Raw genomic sequence first — 22,620 nt, forward strand, 5'->3', positions numbered from 1 at the left:
TCAACAGCCTTGTTGATTTTAAAAACGATATCCCATAGCAAAGCTGAATTTCACGCTTGGAGAAACCGGAGTAGTGTCAAAACTATCATTGTCATTTTCTTCATCTTCAATGGCAGAATCAAAATAGTTTATACCAATGCCCAGATCCATTCCTAAATACAGGGTTTTAGCAATTGTAACATTTAAGCTGTTGTTGATCATAAAGCCTAATTGTGTATGGTTGTCGGAATGCTTATATCTTGTGTAGATATATTGATTTCCATTCCAAACACTTTCCGTACGGCTGTGTTCAATTTGTCCACCTGCAAAGTAGAACTGAGGCCCCACAGCATAGCGTACCACACCTTGCCTTGTTGGATACAGTTTTATGGCAGGCATAAAATAAAAAAATCCGGGATTGCGCAGTGACAAATTCACAGGAAGTTGAATGCCAATTAATCCATCGGAAACAATTCTTTCATAATTAATGCCTACTGCAACATCCGTATTGTTGTCCATAGGCTCGTTAGAAATAATTGTCATGGGTGTAATGGTGAAAATATTATTACCCAACTCCGGTTTATCCTGTGCCATTAACATAGTGGAAGTCAGCAGGAGTAATGATGCAAGTATTGTTCTCATAGATTATTTTTTAAAACGCTGTTTTATTGATGATGTTATTTGTCTGGGCAAAAATAATAGAGTTTAGCATTAAAATGCGCTTTATTGCATTTTAAGATTTTAAGGGTAATTCATACCTTTGTAAAGAACTAAAAGTGAAATTATGGCCGATCAGACAGTTATTACAGAAAACAAAGAGCTTTCATTTGGAGATTTCAGACAGGCGGTTCTAAACGATTATCGTTTAGGTCGCATTAGCCGCGAAACAAGCTTGCTGGGCCGAAGGGAGGTGCTTACAGGAAAAGCCAAATTTGGCATTTTTTCAATAAAAGAATTTAATTAGTATTTATTATATTTGCAGTTACTTAAAGTTTAAAGTAAAAATGATTTAAGAATCGTACACGTATATTTAACCTCACCCCATTATGGAACCTCTCAACAAGAAGGAAATCAATACATCATTCATTCAGTTTATTGTAATGTTTTTGCTGGCAGTTTTATTTGCAATAATTTGTGTGTTTTTTGATATAAAATTTTTCAACAAAGATTACAGTGTTTTGAAAAATAAGCTAAAAGAAAAGGAAAGTGAAATTAGTTATTTGCATTCAGTTGAAAATAAGATTGATTCAGTTAAAAAAGTTGTCTCTGAGTTAAAAGAACAGGATCCTAAAGAGTTTGATATTATGAAAGAAAATCTTTTCAACAATTTGTTGGTAATAGATTTGAGAGACACAACACTTACTACAAAAATTGATAATAGCATTCATGATATGGGGCGTCAATGGTTAAATGATAAACAAAGGCTTTTAAAAAATGCTGATTTGGAGATGGTATTACAAAGGAAGAATAAACTAATTCAAACATATGCAAATAGGCTGATGAATGATTGTGGACTTTCAAAAGATCAAATTAATTTATTAAATAATACAATCGGTGATTAAATCAAGTGTTTTTTCGCAAGCAAACAAGGTTAGATCCGCGACTAATAAAAGTGTACGGCAAGTTGCTGCTAAAACACAATTTAAGTACGTCTTGGTTTTTTGTATTATTTTAGTTTTACCAGCAGGAATACTATATCTGAATAAAGTAATTCCAACCCACATTTTTTGGGGGATGCAAATTTTTGCACTATTAATTGGATTTATACATGTATGGCAAATGGGTAAACGCTTTGATTGGAGAAATCAATATTCCTTACAAAACAAATTGATATTATCCATTTTAATTATCTTTTTTACCATGGTTTTACAAAGTGTAGTAGTCTATTTCTGTAAACCTGCCCAAGAATTATTTATTCTATTTCCTACCGGTATATTAACTTTCCTGTTTCCATTATTGATGTTTTCTGTATATGATTTTTCTACTGCAATCCCATCAGAGATTTATAAAACATGGAAGTATTCTTTGAATATTAATATGCAAGATATGGAATTAATTGATTTTAGTAATAGTTATATTGTTACTTTTCAGTTAAGAAAAACACCGGTTGACTTTAATGATGCCTATATGAAATTTAAAGCACCACTTGACCGTCTGCCTTTCGGTGATTTATTCGCACTTTACATGAATGAGTATAGTGAAAAACATAGAGAATCACCTATTCAATACCTTAACTCTTCCAACCAGCCATATGATTGGATCTTCTATCGAAAACCAACAAGGTGGTGGAATAAAAGGAAGCTAATAGATCCATCTTTAACTGTCAGGGAAAATAAAATAAAGGAGAATGATATAATTGTTTCAGAACGCGTTGAATACTAAACTAATATCTTAAATAGGCTTTCTTATGCTACCTTTCTTAAAGATTCAATCTATCAATTGGATAGATGGAATGAAAATTAACAAAGATCATTTTATATATACCGATCAGCATTTCATGGAATTAGTGAGGGATAGCCGTTCGGTTAGCCACAATTCTTTTAATTATGGTTTGGTTTATCCGAATAGTGATTATTCTTCAGGATTTAAATTAGTTCAGTCTGTTGATGGAAGTAAAATTTTACGTGCTGTATTACATACATGTCGGGCTGTTACATCTGGTGGAAATCGAATAGAAATAGCTAGCTCACAAGGTATAAAATCAAATGTATCAACAGATATATTGGAATCTGTTTTTAATGCTGAAAATAGTAAGGAACCATATTTTAGTGTTGTGGTAATAGTGGTTGAAAGTAGTAGAGTGCCAATAGGAGATCCTGATCAAGATGAAGTGCCACCAAGGATTCCTTATATTATACCACAGTATAGTTTGCAAATTTTACCTGAATCGCAATTTTCTAATAGTAACAATATTTCCAATGGACTGTTGATTGGTCGCTTTAGGAATAGTAGTGGAAAAATTAGTGTTGATGAAACTTTTATTCCGCCTTCAATGTTTGTTAAAAGTTCAAACAAATTGGAAGACGTTTATTTTAGCATAGGTAACTTATTGGGTGAAACTATAAGAAATATTTCTACCATACTTTCTAAAGTACAAGAAAAGAGTCAATCAACCAGTTTGGTTAAAAGTTGTAATAGTTTATGTGTCGAAACATCATTATTTATAACCTCTAAAATCGGAAATTTCAGATGGATTTTTTCTGAAGCACCTCCAATATATTTTTTAACTGAGATATTGAATCTCGCTTATTGCATTCAAACTTCATTAAGTCATTTATCAATTAAAGATAGAGAAGAGTTGCTTAACTACATCTGTGAATGGATAGAAGAAGGAACTGCAGAAATTAGCGAGGTGATTAATAAAATGATTAAATCAGAATATAATCATAACAACATTGCTGAAACTATTGGCAATGCTTTTGTATTTGTACAATTGATGCATAAAATATTTTTGAAATTATCACAACTTGATTTTATAGGAAAACGTAAAGGTGAAGGCGCTTTTGTACAAGAAAGAATTACACCTGTTGAAGAAGAAACCCCTAAGACACAGAAAAATAAAGGATGGAGCTTTTTGGCTGATTAGTTTGCGGTCAGGTTATAATTAGTTAATCCTTAACAACAGTCAATTTCAGATTAAAACAAACAAAAGTTATCAAAATTTGGATTTTAAATTTGATTTTACAAAAGGCAAAAGAAAATTTTGGTTTGATTTTGTTCATCCAGCTTTTAAAATTGAAGGCGGCTGCGCTCATCATTAAGTTAATGGCATCACCGGCAATGCCTTTAAAGTAATTTTTAAGCATTCGGTACTGATGTTTCATGTGTGAGATTATGGGTTCGATGGAAGCTCTGCGTCTGAATCGGTTTCTCATTTTTTGTTTTTGGTATGGTGAAGTGTTTTTTCTTGTATCGGGTGCAATGATTTGTGTGCTGTAAATTATTTTTGCGCCCCTATAGCCTCTATCCCCCAGATTATAGATTTGTTTTAATATCAACAAACCACACAATAAACGCACAGGCTTGGCTGGTGTGCCTGTGTTGGAGTATAAAGAAGAAAAACCTTCTTCCAGCTCTTTCCAGTTTATTTCCTGTGACAATAAAACCAATTCATGATTCATGTCTATAAATTCTCTCAGCAACGGCTGAAATAAATCTTTTAGTCCTTGAATAGGGGATTTTCCTATCATTTTTCTGCAACCTTTTTCTGCAAATCTCTTTTATTCTTGCAGATTTTTTTACCCTTTTCTCTAAAGTTTTTAACTTTTTTGAGAAAGTGTGATGGTGTTGTTAAGGGTTAACTAAATAATTAAAAGTACAGACATTGACGTAATTCTTGTTTTAAAATTCAACCAATAAATACCAAAATGAATTATTCAGGATTTTATTCCTATATAGTAAAAAATAAGTTGTCAGCGAAAATCAAGCGTATGATTTAAACTCCGTATAACGGTGCTATTACTGAAACAAAAGTGCAAATCGATTCGTCATAGAAGTGATGGTTTTATTTTTAAGCTATGGAACTACATTAAATCTTATTTTTAATTGTTTTTAATATCTGAAGAAACCATAATTATATTGGCTTCCTTCTTTCTTCTGTGAACATATTCCTTTTGCTGTAACAAAATTTCTTTTACTTTTTGCCAGTTGTCTATTCTTCCTGCAGAAAAAATGTCATGAATCCATTTGATTTTTGTATTAACCCCATATTGCCAAAGAACGGATACTAAAACAGACTGATTTGACTGTGGCAGATCTGCAAATGTTTTAGCTTTTGATTGGGTGTTTTCAACTGGTGTGTTGTCAAACTTTGCCGCTGTTTTATCAATATAATATGCCATGTATTTTGCTTCAAACTCTTTCAGTACATCAGGAGGAATGGTTACAGGTTGCTTGCCGAGTACATTTTTCAATTCGATGACGGAGGTTGTTTTTAAATAAGGGTGAACCACTTTAATGGCTCGGTCGCTTATTCCATACGTTTTTCGCAGAGTGCTTTCATCAACTTGTCCTAAGTCAATACCAAAACTGAAAGTTACACCACTTTTACCTATGGGAAGAAATTGGTGGTTCAATGCAAGGCACAACGATTCAGTGCTTCGTAATGCTTTTAGTTTATTTTTTTCTTTTTCGTCCTTTTCATTTTTTAGTAAAATGTTCCAGTCTTTTTTCAATTGATCCTGTTTGAAACGAACTTTTTTAGTTTCGTCAGCATAGCATCCCATAGGAACATAAGGAACAGAACGGTAGCCTTCAATGTCGGCACTGCTTATGAAGTTCTGAATGCCGTCTAAGTTATCTAAGTTTGTTGCCATATTTTTATATTTTATAATTCAGTCGGGTATCTGAGAAAGTGAGGATTATCAAAAGGGTCAAATTCGTGTTCAATCGTTTCGGATGTTACAATAAAATTTTTTTGAAACACTTCTTGTTCGCACTTATAAAATGCAATATTTCCAACAGATAATTTCCATGCCCAAAATGCTTGCCCAAGTCTGATGTCCATAAGAAAGCCTATTGAAGCATCGTCAGTAAAACTGTATTTGCGGTTCCATTCATTGTCACGCGGTGTTAGTTTAGGATACATAGTTTTTTATTTTTTAAATTAATGGTGTTATAATGTTAGTGAATAACCAAGCCGGCTGGAGTTTTTGTCAGTCTCGCTGAGTATAAAAGGGTTTTGTTTTGCAAGTATTGAAATCTCTGTTTCACAAAAAAACGGAACAAAATAATCATTCAGTTTATTCAGAATTTTGAGATTGGTAGAGCCAGGAAGATATTCAGTGATTTTTTCGGGTAAAACATTTAAAACACGTATGACAATTGTATCTAAGAAGTTATCATACCCGCCACTAAGGCAACTATCTGCCGAGAGGCGCATATTACCCAAGCCGGAAATGTGTTTATTAAATTCTAATTTGCCGAAATGTGTTTTTTCAATACTAATATTCTGGTTTAATATCATTTCATACACCTGCTGCATATAAGGTATTACACCTCTTATTTTATGAAAAACAGGAAACAGATAAAAGAGAATTCCCTTTTGGCGGTTGTTAAAAATTTTCGGCAGTCCCCAGTATGAAAGAAATTCTGCATTGTCCATTTTAAAAGAAATGGAATCTATAAGTTTCTGTTCATAGATAGCATTTGAAATACGCTGTTTGTAAAATTCTATTTCATAAGCGGAAAAAAAACGTCTTGCTTCTTTTTCTTCCAGCACCCGTTTTTTGTAATCCTCAATCATGGACGAGGCTGATTTGAGAGCAAGTGAATTTCTGGATGGCGGATTATGAAACAAAACTTGTGGCAGCATATCATATATACTCTCACGTGGAGTTTTAACAAATACAGCCTGCTGATGGTTGTTGAACTCTACCACTTCTGCTGATTCAATGTCCTTATTAAACCTGCGTTTAAATATTCCAATTGGGCAGACCAGAATATCTGTAGTTTCAAATCCCGATTGCAATAAATCAGCCACTACTACTTCCACTCGCAAGTCAATTGGAATTCCATTAATGATTTCAGCAATCTCGTATTCGTTCTGCATAGTTTACGACAGTAAAAATTTTACCTGTACAGGCATTAGCCCATTTGAAGCCGACTCTATTTTGTGTTGCAATTCCGTGGCAAGATCTTTCCATTCCTGCTCTGAAATGTGCTGTTTGTTTTTGGGAGTAATAAAAACTTCCAGTATCCTTAAAAACGATTGTTTGTGATGCAATGTTGCTTTCCAACCTTTTTTGATTTCAATTTTGCTTATCATGTTTCCTATTTCATGGTAGCAAAACATTTCTATGTCCTGACGGGTAACAATTCGGTCATGCGATAATATGGAGCGTTTGAAAGCAGTGATTTTTTCACCTTCTTCCATCGGCATTTTTCCTCCTGTGGAAGTGGTCATCAATAGGGCTGTATCTGGAAGCACCGAACTACCTGATTCTAATGTAAGCCGTGATCCTGCTTTTACCGAATTTCCTGAAGTACCATTGGTTGACCAAAATTTGATAAATACATTTTCGTTCGGTTTTTGCTGGTTTAGGATGACAAAATGTGAGGGGCGTGTATGCTCGCCTTTGGTTGAAAGGCGGTTTTCAATCATGGCAATAGCCTGATTTATCTGATTAATATGCAAATTTATAAAATCTTTTCCCATAGAACTGAATGCAGCATTTTCATCCCGCAACAAATTAATGGTAGAGTTTAAAAACTCTGTTGCTTGTCTTCTGTCAAAACGTTCTATGCCTCCCGAACGTAGTGTATAATAACCTGCTTGGTTATTAAAGCCGCTTTCTAACGGATTGGATTTAAAGTAATACCCATCTGAATTTTGTACATTAATCATGTCAAAAAACAAATCATCTGTCTTGAGGGGCGTTATGTTGAGATTATTTCGAAGCTGATAGGTTATTTTATTCACCTTACGGTTTATTACCGGAAAGGTGTTCATGGATAAATACAAATCGTTTAATGCGGCCGGTTTCATGGCTCCCGGAAAAACCAGTTTTAACCATATGTATTTGGAACTGAATTTAGCCAGTATGCTTTCAGAAAACACACCTTTAATTTCTTCCGGTATTTCCAATTTCATTTCTGCTAATGGTTTATTCAAACTCAGCGTAATAAAATTTTTTTCAAAAATTCCGTTTACAACATTTTCAATACGGTACGACACATTGTAATGGTCGGAAAGCGTAAACTTATCCGACAATTCTTTTGAAGAATTTATTCCGGCTGCGGCTGTCATTGCAGTATCTCCTGCATACCATTTTATTAACGGTATAAGGCTCAGGTAATATTCTTTTTCAGGGTCGTTTTTCCAGTCAAAATATACCGGTAAGCGATCAATGGATTTTATTTTAGGATTCAGTTCAAGTGCTATGTAAACATGTTGATGAGGAAGATATGCTCCTGATCGCTCTTCGCCCAACGGAACTTTAGAATACGAATTTTTGTATTCATATATTGTTTTTCCAGCAACCATGTACTTAATGTCGCCATCAAAAATTTTTACTCGCATGGCAGGTGAAAAATAAATATCCTTAACCACTTCTTTTTGTTCTTCGTTCAGTATTTTTTGCTGAGCATAAAACTGTGTTTCTTTAACAAGAACTGTTTCCGGTTCTGATGAGCGTGCATGAGCAATGGCGTAAGAAGGTTTTGCCACGGTGTAAGCATCGGGCGACAAAAGGCGAGCAAGCCTTTCCAAAATACGGGTTTGAGAATCAAGAATTTCGTTATTGACTTTGTACAACTCAAAAGCGCAAGCCTCAATGAGCATGGCAACAAGTGGGTCAAAGGTGGACTCTATGTCTTCGCCTTCAACACCCCATATACGAGCAGCATTTTTGATCATGCGGCTGCGTATACTCTCTTTGCTTAGCTCGTTCAAGTATTCGTCCTGCATATTTTTTTAGTTTAATCAATCCAGAGAGGGCTTACATACAGCGTTTCCTGAAAATAAAATTGTTCGTTGGTTTTTTTAAGGTTAGCCTGTATGTGTATGTCCACTCTTTTTTTATGCGTTTAAGCGTTTGCTTTTCTTTATTTATCAGTTCCTCTTCGGTAACATCCAATACCGCCTTAACATTATTCAAACGTGGCTCATAGTTGCCAACGGCTTCTTTTATAGCTTTTGACATGGTGTCTTTCCATGCGGTAATATTGGGTATGTTTTCAAAGTCTAGCTCCCACAGTAAGTTTCCGAATTCGGGGTCATAACGGCATTCATTCAGGTTGGTAATTAAAATGAGATGCAGCCTTTGGGCAACAGAATCTTTTAGCGTACACGAAGGGTGTTCCTTACCCTGCATAAGCAGGGACGGATTAAGAGGCTGGGTGTAATATTTTTGCATTTTATCTCACAAACATAAAAAATTATATTGTTTCAATTACATAATAATTCTCTGCACGATTTACGTATTTTCTCATCATTTTTAAATCAGAATAAATGGTTCTTGCTTTAACCATTCCCTGACCATTCCACTGATCGTAAACCCGAATACCGTCCTTCCCATGAGATAAGTAAACAGCAGCGTGCCGCTTACCGGATTCCAATGGATATTTGCCGGTTGAGTCAAAAGTTGCAATAGCCGTTCCTTTAGGAATAGATCCGACAGGAGCATCCATTACTTTGATTCCTTTTTTCCAACTCGCAGTGTTTGTGGCGCCTGTCGCCTGTTGTACAAATACAGCACATTCATGATTTCCTTCATCGTTTTTAAAAGAAGCATTGCCTTCAAGTTCTTCGGTAATATTTAAATAGAATGACATAAGAAATATAATTTTAGTGATACATAACTACTTTAATCAGGATTTCTGGTTTCAAGTTTTGAGCAAAAATCAGGTATTGTTCCCACGCAATCTACATCGTATTGCATGTGGAAGTTAAACTTTGTTTGGTAAGCATTAAACTCAGAAAAAAAACCAAACACGGCTTTTTCAACATCTGCCTTTAACATGCCTTTTGTAAGGTTCAATTCCGGTACTGCGTTACTATTTAAAAAACGAAGGGAAAAACCACTATGCTGTGATTCATGAAACCGTAATGACTTATTACCTGCTGAAACATCATCAATTGTTGTTCCTCTGCCGTAATTTTGATCAAGCATATCAATGGTAGAGCCTTTACTTATTTTATAGGAGGTATAAATTTTTAAGGCATACAAAACTGAAGGAAAAGATTCCAGTTTGTTTTTTTTATCCGCCTTGTCCAATTTATAAACCATTAACCTGTTTAGTTTGGATGTATGATTCAGTTTCATTTTCCTTTGTTTTGAATCCATTGCATACATATATAAGTCGCAATGCGTAACGCCTTTTCCGCTGTAATAGGTAACACCTTTTTTTACAACTGTGGGTTTTAAGCTAACCTTATCATTGCTTACGGTAACATTAATTAATTTTTTGCCCGATTCAATATCAAAACTGACTCCCTTGGCAGAATTAACAATATTTTTAGCAAATGAAGGGACATCGGTAGAAATGGACATGCCTGAAAAGATTTATATTTGTTAAAATCAAAAATATATTTTAAATCCTTTGATACAAATGGTAAGTATATGCCGGTGTATTTTTTATCATTTGGGCATAATTGAATGAACGAACCGAGCCGCTGCCAACAGGCCAAGGATCATTTACACGTACAGTAGTTCCATTAGCCTCGCCATTCCCTCTTATCCCGGTAATAACTACCATGTGCCCGCTACTTCCAACTCCTCGTGTGTATGAATCAGTGTCCCACAGAATATTAGCCATTGCAGGTTTTCGTTTGAGCAAATCATATAAGCCGTCAGGCAAATAGGACTGAGGAGGATGCCATTTTAATCTGAAATGATTGCAGTAAACCATCATGTTTTGAGGATTATCCAATTTACTGTCATTTAATAAACCACCTTCGGAAACTAACGATTCTTTCAAATGCTCCGGTAATACTACAGGAGAAGGCTGCCCCAGCAGCATGGCTGTTGCTGCCGCCCAGCAAGTTGATGAAGTGGGCTGCGGCACTAAGCCGATAGGGTGAAACACTGCATATTTTTCATTGCCTGTAATGCAATTCCATGTACAGGGACCTACTATGCCATCACCGACAAGCCAGTTGTTAAGTTGAAACTGGACAACAGCTTTTTTTGTCTTTTGACCAAAATCACCATCAGTGGCTAACCTTGTGCCTCCTGTCAACTTTTTATTAAGTAGGTTTTGCAAATCAGTAACCGATTTGCCTTTTGATCCGATGCGTAAGGTTGGGTAACTCATAGTTTATTTTGTTTAATGTTTCTTTTTTATGTTATACCTTTTGTTTAGATTGCTTTTACTTTATGCTGTTTTATTGATAGTCTGGAGCAAGTCCGATTGCTATCGGACTTGCTCCAGAGGGTGTTCGCTATATTAAAGTATCAAGCGGATCGCTGATTTTACCTTTAAAAATTTTCATTTAAATAATTTTCAAAATTATTCTTCTGCTTTAACTATCTTTTCCATTCTACCTTAAAAGGCATTTTTTTTAACTCTTCATCGTGATAAGGCCTTAATGCTGGAGCACCGCCACGCCAGACAATCGTCAATTTATTTTCTTCAGTTTCAATAATTACGGTGTGTATTACCGGATTGGCTTCCTTTAATTTGCCATTGCGACCGTCAACCCAAATCCGGGGTATGTCATTTGGTAATTCTAATAGAAAAATTCTTTTTTGAGGATGTATATTCACCAACCGGATAGATTCGTTACCTGCCAAGTATGGATACTGTAAACCCGGTGGAGCCCCGTTCGCTAACCGCATATTAAGTTTTTCCTCCATAGGTTTTTCACTCAATACATCGGTATCTGCCCATTTTCTCTGTATTTCAGTCAACTCATTCTTAACTGCTGATCTTACAAATAAAGGTAAAATTCCCCAGTAAGCTATGCGTGGAAACCAAGCCATATTTACCCAATCGGTGGCTATTGGGACAGGTTGGTTTATCCAGTTTTCAGGCAATCTTACAATTAAATTATCTGGTGTAAGGCGAATGAATGGGTCTTCTAAATTGGGAAGCTCAAAATTTTCAAAAGCCTCATTATTATTCTCAACAATATAACCTTTGCCACAAGGGTTGCGGGGATAACGATAAATGCTGGAATAATCCCAATCTACATCCGGAAAAGCTTTCACATATTCTTTTGGAACCGGGCTTAATTTTTTTTCTGCAACAGAATCAAACCCACCATACGCCATGTCATATCGCAATGGAATTATATCAATAGCTTCGGGCTTTGTAAATAAAATTTTACCCGTTGTGTCCTTGTATGCAAGGCGTTTACCAAATACAGAAATCTCAAATTTTTTATGCTCACCCACCTCAACGCTTGCATTCATCTGACCCAATCCATTTATACCCTGCACATTTCCTTTAACAATGACATCAGTATAAGGCTTGTAAGGATATAGTTCATGATCCGCCATCATCAATTCTCCCTTTGGATGGTAATATTTTGTGTCCAAATCAAAGAAATCATCAGATGCTGATTTTGTACACTTTCCGTTGCTATCGAAGTAATAAGTTCGTTTCGCTAAAACATTTAAAAAATGTTTTTCAAATATCCCGCTCCCTTTAGTAAAGGAAAGCTGAACCTGATTGAACTCTATAGAATTATTACTTAGTGTATCCTGCATGGTGAGCGCGATTAAAGGGAATTTTCAGCAGGCTCCGAAAAATAAAATGAGACAGCTTCTGGTACATCCGAGACAACGCGTGGGGCAGCAGCAGCCCAATCTTCAACCGGAGTTTCACCCATAGCAATCCCCGTCAAGCCACTAACAAGATCGCTTCCAACTTCTGAGCCTATGATGCTTGTTACTGCGGGACTGCTGCTTGTACCAAAATATCTGCCAAGCGCATTAGTAAGTGGCGTAGCTACGTGAATATTAGAGGTTACCGAACGCATAAATAATCTCGAAGAGAGTTGGCTTATAGATTGATTAAAGCTTCTGCTAATAGGCAATCCTGAGGCAAAGGGTATGAATTTAAGGAGCGCAAATTCCACAATCAATTGCGCTATACCAGCCCATACACCTGCCAAAATATCGCCCATTGACATGCCTGCCTGCACTGTACTGAATGAAAAAATACAGCCATTTGGATAAGAAACTGGCCAATTGCAGTTTAAATTCATATTTACCATTACGAGTATTGCTGCTGAGGTAGGAGAGCCGTTCATTTGAACCGTACTGGCTGCAAATAATGATTTAGACGAACTGAATGCAAGTATTAAAGGATATAAGACATTAGCAAGATTACCAAGATGAACATCAAAGTAACCTGTATCAGTCCCTTGCAACATAGGTTGTATGCTCAATGTTAATATTGGATGCTTGGCAAGTGTTTCAGGGGAACCGGAAAATTTAGATTTACTGGCAATTACTCCATGACCTAAAAAAGAGCAATGCATATAAGGAAGTGGCACAGGAGCGGGACTTGGGGGGATTATTGCATTATGAATATCCACAGAGACCAAAGGGTCAGTCCATTTCATTACATTGAATCCAACCATATCTTATTAGTTTTCAAAAATTGTAATACATCTCTTTTCCAATGGGCGAATTGTATAATTAAATGAATAACGATAAGTAATAAAAACAAAATTGTGCTTAGGTTCTACTCCTATCTGATCAATAACCGGAATACGCTCATAGCTGTTATCACCCATTTGAATCAATACTTTAATCTTTGTCTCCGGAACTGCGAACTGGAACAAGGAGTTGTAATTAACACCGGTTATGGATATTATCTCTCCTTCTTCAACGCTCGTTGCAATCATTTCATTAAAAGCAGAGTTAAAATATTTAGGATCCAGCTTCACCATTTTGCCCTTATTATCAAACTCAACAGAACTCCTGATTCTTTCTTCGCACATAGTGATAGGAACCATACCTACAGGCGATGGCCTATCGTTCCATTTCCTTATTCTGTTAAATGAATGTTCAATATTAGGCAAAGCTTTACCATAGGCATTCTTCTTTTCCCATATAAACCCCTTACCAATCGGATTATTGGAATATGGCACAATTAACTCATCCCAAACGTCCGTACCACCATAGGCATTACTTAAGGTTAACGGCATTTCTAAGAATGGCTCGGCCTCGCTGATTTGTAATCCCAAAAAACTGTTTTCCCAAAAACGGTTTCCGATTACACACACGGAATGGTCAATTTTATTCTTAATCTTAAAATTGACCATCATTTCTTTTGTAGGTACACCAAATGGTGCAATTGCAGACCCAAAAAGAAGCAAATCAACCCCGCCTCTTTTATAAACTGAATCACTTAAAATTTCACCATATTGGCTCATCCACGGCTTAGGAGATAAAGGCCAGTCACCTTCTGTAGTACACTTTAGGTTTTGACCATTTAATTTATAAAAAACACGAACAGCAATGGACGCTGCATTCTTATCTGATTTCTCAAGAGCCGTCCTAAAGAGTAAATGAGAGTATGGTGTGTGATTCAAGACTTCCATACTAATCACAGTTTAACAATACTCTTTCACCTTCAACCTTAAAATTATCATTAGCTTTCATCTCAATGTTTCCCAAAGTAGATGTCACTTTTTGAATTCTTGCTATATTTTCATTATCCCCGCGAACATGTGTAACCATACTACCATCAATCTCTGAAATCAGATTACCATCTGAAATAAGAGACAATTTTTTTGATGCGTGGATATTAATTTCTTCACCTGATAAGCTTAATTGTTCGCTTACATTTATTTTTAAGTTTTTCGCATTGATAGTAAGCTCTAGACCATTTTCAGTAAATGTAATAACAAGATGAACAGTATTATTGCTATCAACTAATTGTACTTCTTCCTTCAGATGATCAACCCTGACATGGCTCAAGTTGTTTAACTTCAAAATATCCAATGAGTTTGTTTTTTCTAAAATTATAGGAGATTTATTTTTCATAACTGATTAAATTAATTATTGCTATTAACCATTTAATTTTACAATTGCCCCAATAACATCTACTGTAGCTGTTGCATTCACCTTCGCAGTCATACCATCTATTTTGGCCTCGCCAACAGATGCAGTCAGAGAAGCTCCACCAGATTTTGCTGTGGCTGTAAGCCCGGTTGCACCCTCTAATTTTAATTTCGCTGTTTTACTTATCAGCTCAGCATCTTTTTGTGCTTTGGCGGTAATATTAGCCGTTTCGGTTTCAAGCGTGATATTGTTCTTCGCTTTAAGGATAATATCTTTACCCGCCTTCAATTCAATATCATTTTTTTGAGACTCTATTGTGATTTTCTTTTCTGAAAGAATTGTAATATCACCACTTCCATCAATTTGAATAAAATTTTGGCTTTTATCTATTAATGTAATTTGTCCAAGTTCATCATCAAATTCAATTAATGCACCACTTTTTGATCTAATACTTTTTTTATAATTATCAGCATCGCCTCCACCTGATTTCGCCTGACCGCTGTATATAGAATTAACGACAAAAGGCTTCTCTACATCTCCTCCTTCAAAACACACGATGACTTCTTCTCCCTTTTCAGGAATGAAATGCATCCCTTTTCCTCCTCCTGCGTGTGGAGTGGCAAGCCGTATCCATGGAGTCATATCATTTTGTTTTTGCCAAAAGAACTGTACTTTTAATCGGTTGATACCGTCAGGGTCATGGTTTTCTTTAACAATGGCTGTTTGCACATCAGCTTTTCTAAACACATGAGGATTGGTGTAAGGCGGTACTTTTACACTTGCAGGCACAGCCTGAAAAGTGTTTTCATAGTGCCCCACTACGTTGGACAAGTGTATGACATGAGTTGCAATATATTCATAACTGCCGTTTGATTTAACAGTAAACTTACATCCCGGCTTCAAACCTCCGTGTTTGCTTTCTCCTGTAGCAAACAATAACTGTGCAGCAAGTCTTTTCATTTCCAGTTCAGCAATACTTTCCGCCATACCCTTATTTATAACATTAAAATTGTGCATGGGTCTGTCGGTTGCACGCGAATAAATTTCTTTTGACTTATCAGCTGTGGCAGATGAAAAATCATTTTGCACATCAGACGAAAAACTCCCCAATTCCTTGTTGACCGGTTCGCCTTTATGATAATCATAACTACGGTATGAAAATTTATTGGGAACAATATTTGCTTTTATAGTATAACTAGTAAGGTTACTTCCGCTTTGTAGGGTAGCGCCTGAATCACCCGAAGATCCGAATATTAGTTTAGACCCTTCAAAATAAAACCATTCTCCATACCGTGAGGCTAATCTTTGTAAAAACTGCCAGTCGGTTTCATTATATTGTGTTATATAATGATGTTCATCTTTTGACTGAGGGGCTATATCTTTCTTAAGTACATTGCTGGGTATTCCTTCTAATGTTGAGTTAATGATTTTTTCTAAGTTCTTTTTATAATATGAAGCTGAATGAGGAATGTCGTCTAAAAGTATGGTGAGGCTTTGCCCCTTAACAGTAAATGATTGTGTGCGATCTGTTTGCTCGTGTACCGAAATTTGTGTTATAACACCCTGAAAAGTATTGTCATCAATTTCGATAGTTACAATAGAACCAATATTGTTTTTAATAATATCAAGTTGAGAACTTGCGTCATGATTAAGCGTGCCAACGTTCCATATAAAACTAAAATGGTGGTGATCATTTACTGCCTGGTTTATGACCAAGTTGCGATAAACCACAGTACCGCTATGATTTTGCATACTTACAGTAACAGTTGGAATGGAAACAGGCATAGTTTTGCTATAAAAATATTAGACTTGGTTAAGAAATAGGGTAATAAGAAAAAATATACATCAGCAGCAACCCGTGCTACTGATGTATATGGTACGGCACTTTATACCGGCCAATCGTTTTTATGTTCGGCATTACCCATTTTAATTTCTTTAGATGTAATGACAAAGTGTTCGTTCATTGGGTTTTCGCCTTGGTTGGTAAACGCCTCTGAGTAGTTTACAATGTACCCGTTTTTGAAAGAGAGTTCTTTCATTTTTTGGTCGCTGTTGCGTTGGAAGAAAGTAACTTTTCCGTCCTGCTCTTTAAAGGCATCAAATGCCCACTCAGCCAGGGCAGTATCGCCTGTTGATTCTACTTCAAGTTGTAATGTGCCTGCACGCACGCCAGAAGATGGACGACCGGTTGCGTCAGTATCCTGAGACATGGTGTAAGAACAATGTAGTACTCTGTACTTTTTTCCGTTTACTTCGAATTCTGCTTTGAATGACATAATTTTTGGTTTTTTAAATAGTTAGAATTAATATTTGTTAATTATATAGTTTAATTCCATTTTGGGGATGTTTGTTATCATCCGTTTAGTATTTTTTTTAAATCTTTATGCACCTTCGGGCCAACTCATGTCATAACTTGTCATCACACCTTGTGATTCATATTCATATTTTTTAGCACAAATGATAAAGTTTTCAGTCATAGGAATTTCACCCTCACTTTGAAAGCTAACATGGATTTTAACCACATGTGCTTCTTCAAACCTTAATTCTGTAAGCTTTTGAAAACTATTTCGTTGCATAAAGGTTATTTTACCGCTTTTTACTGCATAGTTTGTGCTTGCCCATTGGTGCAATAAAATGCAATTAGGAGAATGTTCAACCATAAACTCCATTACGTTGCCATATAGTTCGGACGTAGGGCGTCCAAATTTATCAACATCACGATTAGCATAATATTTAAAAGAAAAAACCCGAAAAGTTTTATCTTCAATCGTTAGGGTCGCTTCAAATGCCATTAAAATAAGTTATTAAATAATGTAAGAATGAATGACACATAATTAATGAATCATTAAAAGAATATATCTTTGCTTTCAGTTTTTTGCATATTCTGCTAACCACTGCATACCATCATCTCCTTTTTGTCCGTCCAGTTTTATCATAAATGCTTTGGCTGGAAAATAAGGTGTCATGTGAATATCAATTAAAACTCTGTCCTTTTGGTTGGGGTCTTGTCTTAATTGTCCTATTCTGAAACTTTCAATCAGTTTTCCGGGTCCTGTAACACTGTCTAACCATTTAGTGATCTGGCTGCGCAAATCTTTTTCGGTCTGTGAATTCCAATTTTCAAATGCTCTGCGATTCAGAAAGTCAATAAGTACCTTTGTTACATAATCAAATACTCTAACTACTGAATATGTTTGCAAGCCAAGGTTGTCGCCATTAAAAAGTGTTTTGGCAGAAAATGCCATTACTTTTCCATATTCATTAACCATGGGAACAAGTCCTAATTTTTCAAGACTTGCAATTTCACTTTTTTTCAATTCAAATTTCACACCGTCCACTTCACTAAGGCCTCCGTGTTTTTTACCGGCAGCTACCTGACTCATCAATGTTTTATAAACTGTTCCGGCTAATGCACCACTGGGTGGAACATACAAATCATCATCTTCGCCTACTTCTCCCACCTTGGCTCTTCCCACAAGCCAGTTACAAGCCATCATTACGTTAGAGCGGTATATATCTCCACCGGAAAGGTTTGCTGATTCAAAAAGTTCCATTACATCGTCAGGAGTATCCAAATGTTCAAAATCGGTAACCAACATTACTTTGTTGGCATAAGCCATCTTTGCCCATTTCTCAACAACGGCATTGGATCCTAAATACCCCGGAATTACCATTAGTGAATAGTTATCACGTAAATCAAGTCGGTCATAATTCTGTTTCATTTCTTCTGACACAGTGTCAAAGAAAATAGGGTTGTCCAAATCTTTAATCTGCTCTAAAGAGGCATTCATAAAAGAAACGTTCTTTAGTTTGTCAGATTCTGTATTCTTAAAAAACAATGCAACGGAACGATAAGATCTTTCTAAATCACCAGTTGCGTCCAATGCTTTTTTAAGATTGGATTTAAGGGTTTGATCGGCACTTTTGGTTTTGGTTTCAGCTTTTTCAATCATATCAGCCACTGATGTAGCTTCTGATAAAAGCTCAATCCATAAATTCATGGTCTTTTTAAGAGATTCACGTTCAACTTTTTTGCCAGATTCGGTTAAGAATATTTTTTTACGTGCTTTCTTTTCTGGGTTAAGGTTTTGAGCACCATCAACCACTGCTTCTAATAAATCAAATCCGCCAAATTTTGCTAGTGCATTTGAGCTTTGCTCTAATGTTTGTGATGCGTTATCGAAACGTACCTGCTCGCGTTCTTTAAAACCTTCGGCTTGCGAAGCAGCCTGATCTTGTTCTGCCATATAGTTGTATGTTAAGTATAGTTAGTTTGTGTGACTTAAGAATAAAAAAATTATTTAGCATCCTCAATTTCCTGGCTCATGGCCTGCAATGCCTGCATAAAAGATGCTTTGGTCTCAGGATTTTCAAGAACTGTTTTTAATGCTTTGTTGGATTTTAACTGTTTAATGATTTTAGCGAATTCATTTTTTTTCTGTTCCATATCTTTTAAAAAACCGCTCTGATTGGTAATACCCTTTGCTCCAAAATCGCCTAAATTGGCAAAGTTGAGTTTTTCTGACTGAAATGCACCATCTTCCTTTTGGAACTCTACTTCTACTTGTGGTTTGAAGTTAGCAAAAACCTCATCAACGGTTTTTAAACCCTCAACAATTTTTGGTTTTATAGGATCATCAGCAGTAAGTTTTTCAAGCATTAAGGTGCGATTCATAGGAATGTCAGCAATACCTTCACTAGCGTCTTTAGGAACTTCTTGTCCCCCTATTCCATAGTTAAACATATTTGTTAATTTTAATATTAGTCACACAAAGTAAAACACTATTTTTTTAAAAAGCAAATTTTTTTGCTAATTTTCTACCATGATATTTAGATTTTATGGTAGAATAAAAAAGTAATAGAATTTGTATATTTACCCCTAAATTAGCCAATATGTTTAGAGACCCTCTCAACAGACATAATGATAAAGTTTTTGATAAAAATGATATCAATTATAAAGCGATTTACACGTCTTGTTTTCCTATAGTCAGAAGTATGGTTTTGAAAAACTCTGGATCACTCGATGATGCAAAGGATGTATTTCAAGAAGCTTTAATAGTTTTATTCCAGCAGTCGGAATTAGACACATTTAAATTGAATGTTTCTAATTGCACCTATTTGTATAGTGTTGCTCGAAATAAATGGCTTAAAATGTTAAAGCGCAAGTTTAACCATTCTTCGTTAGATGAAGATGAAATAATAAAGGATACAGTAGCATTGGCTGATGATGATGAGTTTAAGCAAAAGCAACGTATGTTAGTTAAATATATTTCTTCCATGGGCGATCGGTGTCAGCAAATAATATCTTTGTATTTTGAAGGTGTTTCTGGTGAAGTAATCGCAAACAAGTTACAGTTTTCTTCTTATGACTATTATAGGGTTGCAAAAAACAGATGTATAGAGAATCTTAAGAAAAGGATTCAAGAAGATCCATTATTTAAAGAATTAATTCAGATAAAATGAGTGATGATTTTAACCTTTTGGATAAGACTATAGAAAATTATCTAAACAACAGACTCCTTGAGTATGATAGAATAGCGTTTGAAAACAAGTTGCAACAAGATGTTGTGCTTAGAAAGAATGTATTAGAATTAATTGCATTAAAACTACTTTATAATAAAGAACTTTATAATCTACAACAAAAAATTCAAGCAATAGAGAAGGAGCTTTCTAATGAAAAGTTTTTTGAAGATTAAAAAGATTGATTACTCCAAATCAATTCGTTATTAGAATCGATAGAGAGATTTACTTTGTCTCCTTTTTTAATTTCACCGGAGATTATTTTTTTACTCAGTGGTCGTCTTATTTGATTTCGAATTACACCCGAAATTGGTCTGGCACCATATTTTGGAGTAAATCCTGATTTTGCCAAATATTCTTTTGCTTTAGCCTCAACCGCCAAATCTATTCCTTGAAGGTTGAGTATTTTTATAAAATTATTAAGTTGAATCTGGAAAATGTTTAAGACAATTTCTTCTGTTATTGGTGAAAAAGGAACAATTTCTGTCAATCTGGCAAGAAACTCCGGTCTGAAATATCGTGTCATAATTTCCATCAACTCTGTGGTGCTTGGTATTACCTTTTTGCCAAAACTTTCAACTATAAAATCAGATCCAACATTTGAAGTAAATAGAATTACTGCATTGGAGAAGTCACCTTCTTTTCCAAGTCTGTCGTGAAGTTTTCCTTCATCCATAATTTGTAAAAACAAATCAAACACAGAAGGGTGGGCTTTCTCAATTTCGTCAAAGAGAACTACAGCATAAGGCTGCTGTCTGATTTTATTTACTAGCATTCCACCTTCTTCATAACCCACATATCCAGGAGGTGCACCATAAAGCAATGCAGCAGAATGCTCTTCTTTAAACTCACTCATATCAAATCGAATAATAGAGTTTTCATCGTTAAATAAAAACTCTGCCAATGATTTTGCAAGTTCAGTTTTTCCGGTTCCTGTTGGACCTAATAGAAAAAACGATCCAATAGGTTGTCCAGGCTTACTTAAACCAGAACGTGATTCCAATATTGCTTCACAAACTGCTTTTACAGCATGATCTTGCCCCACAACTCGTTTCTTCAGTAACTCATCCATATTCATCAACTTCTCTTTTTCCTGAGCTTGCAATTTTCCTAAAGGAATACCGGTTTTATGAGCAACAATTGCAGCTAAATCGGTTTTTTCAATTGTATCGCGTTTGATGTTTGAAAGCTCTTTGAGTTTGCTTAATATGCTGTTTAAGTGAGTTTGTAATTCTTCGGAGGTGCTTAATTTAAGTTCATCGGTGTTGTTTTCCAACTGACTTAATAGTACCGAGCTTAATTTACTTTTCAGTAGTTGGGCAATCCATTGAAGCTCTTTTAATTGATCTTCTTCAGATAGTTTAATTTTTTGTTCTTGTAGCTTACTAAGCTCTTGTTCTATAGAACTGATTCCTTCTGCACTAGTTTCACTCATCATCTTTATTGCAGACATGGTTCTGTCAATTAAATCAATTGCAGAATCAGGCAAAGAGCGTTCCTTCATATAGCGTTTTGCAAGACGGACAGATTCAAGCACTACACCATCTGCAAGCTTTACTTTGTGGTGTTGTTCAAAATAGGGTACGGTAATATTTAACATTCTCGCAGCAGTATTTTCATCAGGCTCTTCAATTTTTAATAATTCAAACAAACGATTAAATGTCTCATCGGATTCAATATGTTTCCGATAATTTTCATTTGTTGTAATACCAATAACAGTAAGATCACCTTTTGATAGTTCGGGTTTTAGAATATTTGATAATCCCGGGGTTGCTCCGTTTTTATCTAAGAGCGTATGAATGTTATCTATAAATAATATTGCTTTTTCATATTGCTTAATATCATTTATTATGCTCTTCATTCGATCTTCTGCCTCTCCTTTGTAAGAAGCACCTGCGATAAAAGCTCCGGTTTCCAGTTCAAAAACATGTGCATTTTTAATATTCTCCGGAACTTTACCTTCAGTTATTAAGAGCACAAATCCATTAACCATTGCTGTTTTACCTACCCCCGGATCACCAGTGATAATTACGTTTGGTTTGGACCTGCGACCTAATATTTCAGATATCATTCGCACTTCCTTATCTCTACCAATTATTTGCTCTAATTTTCCATCACGAGCTAATGCAGTTTTGTCTATACAAAATTTTGCTAATGCACCTGAATTAACATTTTTTTGTTTGTTATCAATTTTCTTAGTGTTTAAAGCATTTGTCAACTCATTATTTGCTAAATTTTCAGACATAATTTCTGAAATAGTGATAGGAAATGTTTTAAGTTGATCGTATGAGAATGCAATACCGGGAGTGCAAATTGATCCTAAAATCGAAATCAAATCAATTTCATCTTTAGCTAGTTTGATCCGTATATTTTCTGCCTCTTCAAATAATTGCAAGATTTTTTCGTCTCCTGTTGGGGTTTCAACTTTGCTTGCTTTGGGATATGATTCAATTCTAACTTCAGCCCAATCTTCCATAAAGTAAAAATCTTTACCGGCATTTTCAAGATATTGCCGTAATGGTAATTCTTTATGCAGAGACGCTAATAATAAATGAGCGGCAGAAAAGTTTGAATTAGAATTTTCTTTTGCAAGTGCTTGGGCAATTTGAATGCTTCGTTTAACTTCTTGTGATAGATTGTCTGTTATGTTCATATTGTAAGA

The 22,620-nt window shown here is 35.4% G+C and carries 26 protein-coding genes; 6 read left to right on the plus strand and 20 right to left on the minus strand.

The features are described from left to right. Positions 1-18 precede the first annotated feature (18 nt). Entirely contained in the window at positions 19-621 is a 603-nt protein-coding gene (locus tag V9G42_04540) for a hypothetical protein (GenBank protein ID MEI2758689.1), read from the minus strand. A 142-nt stretch (positions 622-763) separates the two neighbouring features. Here V9G42_04540 and V9G42_04545 point away from each other — a divergent pair, with 142 nt between their 5' ends. The 4 genes from V9G42_04545 (at position 764) to V9G42_04560 (ending at position 3,565) form a co-directional block, all read left to right on the plus strand. Then, positions 764-943 (plus strand): hypothetical protein, encoded by a 180-nt coding sequence (locus V9G42_04545; protein ID MEI2758690.1) that lies wholly within the window; start codon positions 764-766, stop codon positions 941-943. Positions 944-1,025: 82 nt separating this feature from the next. After that, positions 1,026-1,541 (plus strand): type VI secretion system TssO, encoded by a 516-nt coding sequence (gene tssO, locus V9G42_04550; GenBank protein ID MEI2758691.1) that lies wholly within the window; start codon positions 1,026-1,028, stop codon positions 1,539-1,541. Further along, the gene (locus tag V9G42_04555) at positions 1,534-2,361 is read left to right on the plus strand and encodes a TssN family type VI secretion system protein (protein MEI2758692.1); all 828 of its coding nucleotides are present in this window, start codon (positions 1,534-1,536) and stop codon (positions 2,359-2,361) included. The genes tssO and V9G42_04555 overlap by 8 nt, the downstream gene beginning before the upstream one ends. A 70-nt stretch (positions 2,362-2,431) precedes the next feature. Further along, positions 2,432-3,565 (plus strand): hypothetical protein, encoded by a 1,134-nt coding sequence (locus tag V9G42_04560; GenBank protein ID MEI2758693.1) that lies wholly within the window; start codon positions 2,432-2,434, stop codon positions 3,563-3,565. Between the two features lie 22 nt (positions 3,566-3,587). Here V9G42_04560 and V9G42_04565 read toward each other — a convergent pair whose 3' ends face one another. The 18 genes from V9G42_04565 to V9G42_04650 form a co-directional block, all read right to left on the minus strand. After that, positions 3,588-4,169, minus strand: coding sequence for a transposase (locus V9G42_04565; GenBank protein MEI2758694.1), 582 nt, complete (start codon positions 4,167-4,169; stop codon positions 3,588-3,590). A gap of 351 nt (positions 4,170-4,520) precedes the next feature. Next, entirely contained in the window at positions 4,521-5,294 is a 774-nt protein-coding gene (locus V9G42_04570; GenBank protein MEI2758695.1) for a pesticin C-terminus-like muramidase, read from the minus strand. A gap of 11 nt (positions 5,295-5,305) precedes the next feature. Then, positions 5,306-5,566: a hypothetical protein gene (locus V9G42_04575; GenBank protein ID MEI2758696.1), complete on the minus strand. Its 261-nt coding sequence runs from the start codon at positions 5,564-5,566 to the stop codon at positions 5,306-5,308. 27 nt (positions 5,567-5,593) lie between these two features. After that, complete coding sequence (locus V9G42_04580) at positions 5,594-6,529, minus strand: hypothetical protein (protein MEI2758697.1); 936 nt, start codon at positions 6,527-6,529, stop codon at positions 5,594-5,596. Between the two features lie 3 nt (positions 6,530-6,532). Next, positions 6,533-8,386 carry a type VI secretion system baseplate subunit TssF gene (locus tag V9G42_04585; GenBank protein MEI2758698.1) on the minus strand — a complete coding sequence of 618 codons (1,854 nt, stop codon included), beginning with the start codon at positions 8,384-8,386 and terminating at the stop codon, positions 6,533-6,535. Between the two features lie 31 nt (positions 8,387-8,417). After that, positions 8,418-8,792, minus strand: a complete 375-nt coding sequence (locus V9G42_04590) for a GPW/gp25 family protein (protein MEI2758699.1) — start codon at positions 8,790-8,792, stop codon at positions 8,418-8,420. 64 nt (positions 8,793-8,856) lie between these two features. Beyond that, complete coding sequence (locus tag V9G42_04595; protein MEI2758700.1) at positions 8,857-9,252, minus strand: BPSL0067 family protein; 396 nt, start codon at positions 9,250-9,252, stop codon at positions 8,857-8,859. A gap of 32 nt (positions 9,253-9,284) precedes the next feature. Beyond that, on the minus strand, positions 9,285-9,971 hold the full coding sequence (locus tag V9G42_04600) for a hypothetical protein (GenBank protein ID MEI2758701.1): 687 nt from the start codon (positions 9,969-9,971) through the stop codon (positions 9,285-9,287). A gap of 40 nt (positions 9,972-10,011) precedes the next feature. Continuing rightward, complete coding sequence (locus V9G42_04605; protein ID MEI2758702.1) at positions 10,012-10,734, minus strand: peptidoglycan-binding protein; 723 nt, start codon at positions 10,732-10,734, stop codon at positions 10,012-10,014. A 212-nt stretch (positions 10,735-10,946) separates the two neighbouring features. Beyond that, entirely contained in the window at positions 10,947-12,131 is a 1,185-nt protein-coding gene (locus V9G42_04610; protein ID MEI2758703.1) for a DUF2169 domain-containing protein, read from the minus strand. An 11-nt stretch (positions 12,132-12,142) separates the two neighbouring features. Continuing rightward, positions 12,143-13,009, minus strand: coding sequence for a hypothetical protein (locus V9G42_04615; GenBank protein MEI2758704.1), 867 nt, complete (start codon positions 13,007-13,009; stop codon positions 12,143-12,145). Between the two features lie 6 nt (positions 13,010-13,015). Then, entirely contained in the window at positions 13,016-13,975 is a 960-nt protein-coding gene (locus tag V9G42_04620) for a DUF2169 domain-containing protein (GenBank protein ID MEI2758705.1), read from the minus strand. 1 nt (position 13,976) lies between these two features. Next, positions 13,977-14,420 carry a hypothetical protein gene (locus V9G42_04625; protein MEI2758706.1) on the minus strand — a complete coding sequence of 148 codons (444 nt, stop codon included), beginning with the start codon at positions 14,418-14,420 and terminating at the stop codon, positions 13,977-13,979. Between the two features lie 24 nt (positions 14,421-14,444). After that, entirely contained in the window at positions 14,445-16,223 is a 1,779-nt protein-coding gene (vgrG, locus tag V9G42_04630) for a type VI secretion system tip protein VgrG (GenBank protein MEI2758707.1), read from the minus strand. Between the two features lie 101 nt (positions 16,224-16,324). Continuing rightward, the gene (gene tssD, locus V9G42_04635; GenBank protein ID MEI2758708.1) at positions 16,325-16,714 is read right to left on the minus strand and encodes a type VI secretion system tube protein TssD; all 390 of its coding nucleotides are present in this window, start codon (positions 16,712-16,714) and stop codon (positions 16,325-16,327) included. A gap of 105 nt (positions 16,715-16,819) precedes the next feature. Continuing rightward, positions 16,820-17,230, minus strand: a complete 411-nt coding sequence (gene tssD / locus V9G42_04640; protein MEI2758709.1) for a type VI secretion system tube protein TssD — start codon at positions 17,228-17,230, stop codon at positions 16,820-16,822. A gap of 75 nt (positions 17,231-17,305) precedes the next feature. Then, on the minus strand, positions 17,306-18,685 hold the full coding sequence (locus V9G42_04645) for a DUF5458 family protein (GenBank protein ID MEI2758710.1): 1,380 nt from the start codon (positions 18,683-18,685) through the stop codon (positions 17,306-17,308). Positions 18,686-18,735: 50 nt separating this feature from the next. Next, positions 18,736-19,182, minus strand: coding sequence for a hypothetical protein (locus V9G42_04650; GenBank protein ID MEI2758711.1), 447 nt, complete (start codon positions 19,180-19,182; stop codon positions 18,736-18,738). Positions 19,183-19,331: 149 nt separating this feature from the next. Between V9G42_04650 and V9G42_04655 the strand changes: the two genes are divergently transcribed. Beyond that, positions 19,332-19,901: a sigma-70 family RNA polymerase sigma factor gene (locus V9G42_04655; protein ID MEI2758712.1), complete on the plus strand. Its 570-nt coding sequence runs from the start codon at positions 19,332-19,334 to the stop codon at positions 19,899-19,901. Further along, positions 19,898-20,134 (plus strand): hypothetical protein, encoded by a 237-nt coding sequence (locus V9G42_04660; protein ID MEI2758713.1) that lies wholly within the window; start codon positions 19,898-19,900, stop codon positions 20,132-20,134. The genes V9G42_04655 and V9G42_04660 overlap by 4 nt, the downstream gene beginning before the upstream one ends. On the opposite strand, the gene V9G42_04665 is transcribed toward V9G42_04660, so the two are convergent. Beyond that, complete coding sequence (locus tag V9G42_04665) at positions 20,131-22,611, minus strand: ATP-dependent Clp protease ATP-binding subunit (GenBank protein ID MEI2758714.1); 2,481 nt, start codon at positions 22,609-22,611, stop codon at positions 20,131-20,133. The genes V9G42_04660 and V9G42_04665 overlap by 4 nt on opposite strands. Between the last annotated feature and the right edge of the window lie 9 nt (positions 22,612-22,620).

Source organism: Bacteroidia bacterium (assembly GCA_037045145.1).
Taxonomy (GTDB): domain Bacteria; phylum Bacteroidota; class Bacteroidia; order AKYH767-A; family OLB10; genus OLB10.

Excerpts from the sequence above, each read along its gene's own strand:
- V9G42_04540 (MEI2758689.1), bottom strand. The coding sequence starts at position 621 with ATGAGAACAATACTTGCATCATTACTCCTGCTGACTTCCACTATGTTA.
- V9G42_04545 (MEI2758690.1), top strand. The coding sequence starts at position 764 with ATGGCCGATCAGACAGTTATTACAGAAAACAAAGAGCTTTCATTTGGA.
- tssO (MEI2758691.1), top strand. The coding sequence starts at position 1,026 with ATGGAACCTCTCAACAAGAAGGAAATCAATACATCATTCATTCAGTTT.
- V9G42_04560 (MEI2758693.1), top strand. The coding sequence starts at position 2,432 with ATGAAAATTAACAAAGATCATTTTATATATACCGATCAGCATTTCATG.
- V9G42_04565 (MEI2758694.1), bottom strand. The coding sequence starts at position 4,169 with ATGATAGGAAAATCCCCTATTCAAGGACTAAAAGATTTATTTCAGCCG.
- V9G42_04570 (MEI2758695.1), bottom strand. The coding sequence starts at position 5,294 with ATGGCAACAAACTTAGATAACTTAGACGGCATTCAGAACTTCATAAGC.
- V9G42_04575 (MEI2758696.1), bottom strand. The coding sequence starts at position 5,566 with ATGTATCCTAAACTAACACCGCGTGACAATGAATGGAACCGCAAATAC.
- V9G42_04580 (MEI2758697.1), bottom strand. The coding sequence starts at position 6,529 with ATGCAGAACGAATACGAGATTGCTGAAATCATTAATGGAATTCCAATT.
- V9G42_04585 (MEI2758698.1), bottom strand. The coding sequence starts at position 8,386 with ATGCAGGACGAATACTTGAACGAGCTAAGCAAAGAGAGTATACGCAGC.
- V9G42_04590 (MEI2758699.1), bottom strand. The coding sequence starts at position 8,792 with ATGCAGGGTAAGGAACACCCTTCGTGTACGCTAAAAGATTCTGTTGCC.
- V9G42_04595 (MEI2758700.1), bottom strand. The coding sequence starts at position 9,252 with ATGTCATTCTATTTAAATATTACCGAAGAACTTGAAGGCAATGCTTCT.
- V9G42_04600 (MEI2758701.1), bottom strand. The coding sequence starts at position 9,971 with ATGTCCATTTCTACCGATGTCCCTTCATTTGCTAAAAATATTGTTAAT.
- V9G42_04605 (MEI2758702.1), bottom strand. The coding sequence starts at position 10,734 with ATGAGTTACCCAACCTTACGCATCGGATCAAAAGGCAAATCGGTTACT.
- V9G42_04610 (MEI2758703.1), bottom strand. The coding sequence starts at position 12,131 with ATGCAGGATACACTAAGTAATAATTCTATAGAGTTCAATCAGGTTCAG.
- V9G42_04615 (MEI2758704.1), bottom strand. The coding sequence starts at position 13,009 with ATGGTTGGATTCAATGTAATGAAATGGACTGACCCTTTGGTCTCTGTG.
- V9G42_04620 (MEI2758705.1), bottom strand. The coding sequence starts at position 13,975 with ATGGAAGTCTTGAATCACACACCATACTCTCATTTACTCTTTAGGACG.
- V9G42_04625 (MEI2758706.1), bottom strand. The coding sequence starts at position 14,420 with ATGAAAAATAAATCTCCTATAATTTTAGAAAAAACAAACTCATTGGAT.
- vgrG (MEI2758707.1), bottom strand. The coding sequence starts at position 16,223 with ATGCCTGTTTCCATTCCAACTGTTACTGTAAGTATGCAAAATCATAGC.
- tssD (MEI2758708.1), bottom strand. The coding sequence starts at position 16,714 with ATGTCATTCAAAGCAGAATTCGAAGTAAACGGAAAAAAGTACAGAGTA.
- tssD (MEI2758709.1), bottom strand. The coding sequence starts at position 17,230 with ATGGCATTTGAAGCGACCCTAACGATTGAAGATAAAACTTTTCGGGTT.
- V9G42_04645 (MEI2758710.1), bottom strand. The coding sequence starts at position 18,685 with ATGGCAGAACAAGATCAGGCTGCTTCGCAAGCCGAAGGTTTTAAAGAA.
- V9G42_04650 (MEI2758711.1), bottom strand. The coding sequence starts at position 19,182 with ATGTTTAACTATGGAATAGGGGGACAAGAAGTTCCTAAAGACGCTAGT.
- V9G42_04655 (MEI2758712.1), top strand. The coding sequence starts at position 19,332 with ATGTTTAGAGACCCTCTCAACAGACATAATGATAAAGTTTTTGATAAA.
- V9G42_04660 (MEI2758713.1), top strand. The coding sequence starts at position 19,898 with ATGAGTGATGATTTTAACCTTTTGGATAAGACTATAGAAAATTATCTA.
- V9G42_04665 (MEI2758714.1), bottom strand. The coding sequence starts at position 22,611 with ATGAACATAACAGACAATCTATCACAAGAAGTTAAACGAAGCATTCAA.